Consider the following 3761-nt stretch of genomic DNA (forward strand, 5'->3'; position numbering starts at 1 on the left):
CTGCTCTTGCTCTCGGTCTCGTGCAGGCGGCGGCGCAGCTCGCGGATCTCGACGGTGGAGCGCTTGAGGTAGTCCAGGTACTTCTGGTCGTCCGACACTTGTCCTCGATTCCGTGACTGGACGAGCGGTGACTTGGCCAGGGAGATCAGGTGGTGCCGAGTTCCTTGTCGAGCAGCGCGAACAGTTCCCCCGCCGAGGCGTCATCGAGATCGGTGGAGGTGTCGTCGCCGGGCAGGCGCTCGGTCCAGCGGTGCAGCAGGCGTCGCAGAGCGGACTCGATCTCGCCGTGGTCGACCTCGGCCAGGTCGGCCTCGGCGAGCATGGTCTCCACGCCGGCGATCACTTCGGTGACGTTCCGCCGCTCGTCTTCGTCGCCTGCCAGCAGGCCGTGGAGATGGTCGGCGACCGCGGCGGGGGTGGGATAGTCGAAAGTCAGGGTGGCCGGCAGGGTGAGGCCGGTCGCGCGCGACAGCCGGTTGCGCAGCTCGACGGAGGTCAGTGAGTCGAAGCCGAGGTCGGTGAAGGGCCGTTCGGCGTCCAGGCCGGCGGGGTCGGTGCGGCCGAGGACGCGGGCCGCGTGTTCGGTGACGGTCGTCGTGACGAGCCGGGACCGGTCGGCGGGCGGCACGGCGAGCAGCCGGCTGCGCAGGTCACCGTTCGGCTCCGTGGCCTGTCCAGCGCGGCGACGATCGGCACGAGGTGCCAGGCCGGAGAAGATCGGTGGGAGTTGTCCGGCGTGGGTGAGGTCGAGCCGGGCGGGCACCATGAGGGCCCGGTTGTGGGTGAGCGCGGCGTCCCACAGGGCCATGCCTGCCGGGCCGTCCATCGCCGCGGCGCCGCGCCGGGCCATGCGGGCGCGGTCGGCGTCCGTGAGTCCGCCGGCCATTCCGCCCGGCCGGTCCCAGAGTCCCCATGCGAGCGAGATGCCGGGCAGTCCGGCGGCGCGACGGCGGCGGACGATCGCGTCGATGGCCGCGTTGGCCGCCGCGTAGTTCCCCTGTCCTGGGCCGCCGAGTACACCGGTGGCGGAGGAGAACACCGCGAACAGGCTCAGGTCCAGGTCGCGGGAGAGTTCGTCGAGATACGCGACGGCGTCTGCCTTGGCGCGCAGCACCTGGTCCGTCCGCTGCGGGGAGAGTGCGCCGATCAGACCGTCGTCGAGCACGCCTGCGGTGTGCACGATGCCGGTGATGCGCCGACTGGCGAGCAGTGCGGCCACCGCCTCGCGGTCGGTGATGTCGCAGGGCTCGATATCGACGCTCGCGCCGACCGCGGCCAACTCGTCGCGCAGTTCCTCGGCGCCGGGGGCGGCCGGGCCGCGCCGGGACACCAGCAGCAGTCGGCGGTGGCCGGCGTCGGCGAGGTGCCGGGCCAGCAGGCGGCCCAGGTCGCCCGTGCCGCCGGTGATCAGGACGGTGCCGTCGGGGTCGTGCGGCGGGTCGATGGTCAGCACGATCTTGCCGGTGTGCCGGCTCTGACTCATGTGCCGGAACGCCTCTGGGGCCTGCCGCATGTCGAAGGCCGTCACCGGCAGCGGTGGCAGGTCGCCGCTCTCTACGAGCGCGCACACGGTGGCCAGCAGGTCGGCGACCCGGTCCGGCGACTGGTTGAGCAGGTCGAAGGCCCGGTAGTCGATGTCGTCGCGGACGGCGTCGACCTGCTCGGACGTACGGATGTCGGTCTTGCCGATCTCCAGGAACATACCGCCGGGCCGCAGCAGCCTCAGCGAGGCGTCGATGAAGGAGCCGGTCAGCGAGTTGAGGACGACGTCGAAGTCGCTCGGAAAGGAGTCCGCGAAGCCCAGGTCGCGCGAGCCGGCGAGGTGCTCGTCGTCAAAACCGAGCAGCTCACGCAGCACCGGCCACTTCGAAGGGTGAGCGGTGCCGTACACCTCGGCGCCCAGGTGCCGGGCCAGGTAGGTGGCGGCCATGCCGACCCCGCCCGCGGCGGCGTGCACGAGGATCTTCTGCCCGGGCTTCAGCCGCGCAAGCTCCACAAGGCCGTGACAGGCGGTCAGGCAGACGATGGGCAGGGCGGCGGCCTGTGCGCAGGTGAGTCCCGTGGGTATCCGCGCCCACGTGCGTCGGTCACCGACGAGTACCGAGCCGAACGCGCCCGCGGTCATGCCCACCACCCGGTCACCGGGGGCCAGGTCGGTCACGGCGGAGCCGACCGCCAGCACGGTACCGGCGGCCTCGCCGCCGAACCGGCCGACGTCGCCGGCCACCAGGCCGAGGCCCGTCATGACGTCACGGAAGTTGAGGCCGGCCGCGTGGACGGCGACACGTATCTCGCCGGGTTCCAGATCGCGGTCCGCCTCGGGGGCGGGCAGCCAGGCCAGATCGTCGACGCTGCCGCCGTCGCGCATCCCGACGCGCACCGGACCGGCCAGCGCGGCGGGGGTGATGGGCAGGTCGGCGCGGTCGTTCATGCGCACCAGCCGGGGGGCGAGCACGCCGGTGGGGCGGACCGCGAGCTGGGGTTCGCCGGTGGCGGCCAGCGCGGCCAGCAGGCCGTCGTCCACGTCGGTGCCGGGGGCCAGATCGACGAGGGTGATCTGCCCGGTGGTCTCGGCCTGGGCGCTGGCGGCCAGGCCCCAGGCGGCGGCCATGGCGGGGTCGACGCTCTCACCGGGGTACGCGCCTACGGCGCGCTCGCCGAGCACGATCAGCCGGGACGTGTCCGAGTCGGGTGCGGTCAGCCAGTGCTGGAGCCCGGCGAGCAGTGTGTGGCAGACGCGGTGGACCGACTCGGGTTCGTCGCCGCCGGCGGCCGGCATCCGCAGTACCTCGGGGACGAGGCGGAGGTCGGCCCCGGCGTCGGCGTCCGGCACTGCGACCGGGATCCAGTCGACGCGGTAGAGATCGTCGGCCCCCTGGGGTACAGCGGAGGTGGGCGGGGCGGTGAAGGGGCGCCCGACCAGCGTGTCGACGGTGAGCACCGGCGCACCGGCCGGGTCGGAGGCCAGCAGACGGATCTTGTTGTCCTGCACGCTGAGACGGACGCGCAGCCGGGTGGCGCCGATCGCATGCAGGCACACCCCGTTCCAGGCGAACGGCAGCACCGTCTCGTCGTCGCCGACGAGGATCGCGGCGTGGAGGGCGGCGTCGAGCAGGGCGGGGTGGATCCCGTAACCCTCGACGGCTTCCTGCCCCGCCACGGCCTCGGGCAGTTCGACTTCCGCGTAGACCTCGCCCGGTTCGGGACCGGCCCAGGCAGCGGTCAGCCCCTGGAAGGCGGGACCGTAGCCCAGGCCCGCCGCGGCGAACCGCGCGTAGGCACCGGACAGTTCCAGCGGCTTGGCGTCGGCGGGCGGCCAGGCACCCGCCACCGGTTCCGGCTCGGCGGGCACCCGGTCACTCAGCACACCCGTGGCGTGCGGGACCCACTGCTCCCCCGCCCGGCTGTGCACCGTGACCGGCCGGACGCCGTCGGAACCGGCCGCGTCGACCACGATCCGCAAGGTCGCGGGCACCACCACCGGGGCCTGGATGACCAGTTCGTCAAGGACGGGGCAGCCGGCCCGGTCTCCGGCGGCGATGCACAGATCGACCAGCGCGGCACCGGGCAGCACGGCCTGGTCGTGCACCCGGTGATCGGCCAGCCAGGAGTGCTGTCCCGCATCGAGGCGGCCGGTGAACACCAACGCCCCAGTGGACGGCACCTCCACCACACCCGCGAGCAACGGATGTCCGGTGTTGTCGGCGTCGTGGCCACCGATAGCCGTGGGTGGTGCGGGCCAATAGCGGTGGTGTTGGAAA

2 protein-coding genes are annotated in these 3761 nt (G+C 73.0%); both read right to left on the bottom strand.

The window, feature by feature from the left end:
• A partial coding sequence (locus AC27LF_RS45255; protein WP_479665188.1) for a polyketide synthase docking domain-containing protein occupies nucleotides 1–98 on the bottom strand: 98 nt, incomplete at its 3' end.
• Between the two features lie 47 nt (nucleotides 99–145).
• Nucleotides 146–3685, bottom strand: a complete 3540-nt coding sequence (locus AC27LF_RS45260; protein ID WP_479665187.1) for an SDR family NAD(P)-dependent oxidoreductase — start codon at nucleotides 3683–3685, stop codon at nucleotides 146–148.
• Nucleotides 3686–3761 lie beyond the last annotated feature (76 nt).

The sequence above is a fragment of the Streptomyces diversicolor genome, assembly GCF_057537855.1.